This is a genomic window from Gilliamella sp. HK2 (assembly GCF_001690265.1).
Classification (GTDB): domain Bacteria; phylum Pseudomonadota; class Gammaproteobacteria; order Enterobacterales; family Orbaceae; genus Gilliamella; species Gilliamella apicola_C.
Map to the genome: position 1 here is coordinate 1 of NZ_LZGV01000020.1, position 857 is coordinate 857.

The window sequence follows — 857 nt, forward strand, 5'->3', positions numbered from 1 at the left end:
TCTATGGTTCACGAATTATCTCTTTTACGCTTTGGCCAAGAGACACCTTTGATATATTACTGGGCAATACAGTTGGCGAACAATCAACATTAAAAGAGCGCATATTGACCAAAGAAGCCATTCAAGGCAATCACATTATCATAACGTCGTTAAGTCACTATTATAAACGCGAAGAGCAAGATATTCCCCGTGCGCAATTATGGCGTAAATACGCGTTAAAAATGGGAGCGTCCAATCACCCTAGCGAATGGTCAGGATACCCACCGATAGAAGAAGATGAACTAAGAATGCATTAAAAGCGGATCATATCCGCTTTTAATTGTTTTTGTAACATGATTGCAAGGTGTTGCGATTGATCTTGCTTGCTTTGATCTTCGATTTTTTAAGGTATTTATTGCTTGTTTTTTAATTTGTTACCACCAATTTTTGCTATACAATTAGCGCGGTTAACCATATTAAAATTCATCAAAAATCGTTATAAATGGAATGAAAATGAAAAAAATCCCTTATGCGGTATTGGGGTTTGGTGTTGCCTTATTTGTGATGTCGGCTTTTGCCAAGGGCAATCATCATACCAATGCGCCCCAAACTCGCTTGATGCCTAGCGCCTCGGAGCAACCCACTTGCCAACTTTCACGTGATGAAGCAAACATGAAACTGTGCACTGAACTGGCTGAAAGTGGTGATGCCATTGCCCAAAACACCTTGGGCGAAATTTTTTACGGCGATAATTTGCTTTACCAAAAAGGGGATCACACTAAAGCGCGGCTATTATTTGAAAAAGCGGCCGCTCAGGGACTGGCTAAAGCACAATATAACTTAGGCTCAATGTACCGTGATGAGTTAAACAACTTTCC

The 857-nt window shown here is 40.4% G+C and carries 1 protein-coding gene and 1 pseudogene; both read left to right on the forward strand.

The features are described from left to right. Positions 1 to 296: hypothetical protein (locus A9G45_RS14270; RefSeq protein WP_176701604.1), on the forward strand; the 296-nt coding region annotated here is incomplete at its 5' end. A 196-nt stretch (positions 297 to 492) separates the two neighbouring features. Next, positions 493 to 857, forward strand: a pseudogene (locus A9G45_RS02095) (sel1 repeat family protein); the annotation flags it as partial.